The 299-nt window shown below is 63.5% G+C and carries 1 protein-coding gene; it reads left to right on the top strand.

Annotated elements, in window-relative coordinates:
* Positions 1-299 (top strand): hypothetical protein (locus JI664_RS23660; protein ID WP_207016245.1); only part of this gene is annotated, 299 nt, incomplete at both ends.

Here is a 299-nt window from a genome sequence, read left to right as displayed (position 1 = left end):
CCGTCGAATGACCTGCAGCTCAGCGCGATCGGCTTCGATATTCAGGATGTGTCGACCAACACCGCCTTCCTGCGCCTGCGTCTGGTGCTGCGGCCCTACGATGCCGGCGATTATCCGACCAGCTGGATCGCCGGTCAGCAGGCCGTCGATCAGCATGTCTGCGTGGTCGAGGTCCCGATTGCGGATGTGTATCAGCTCACCTTCCCGGACAAGCGCCAGCGGGTGAAGATCAACCTTGACCGTGTGGTCCCGGTCCCGCGCGGGATGATGGTTCTGGCCGAGGTTACGGCGCTGCAGGC

The organism is Rhodobacter sp. NTK016B (assembly GCF_017303295.1).
GTDB lineage: Bacteria > Pseudomonadota > Alphaproteobacteria > Rhodobacterales > Rhodobacteraceae > Pararhodobacter.
The sequence above is the reverse complement of the archived record's forward strand: the minus strand, read 5'-3'. Positions and strand labels throughout refer to the sequence as shown.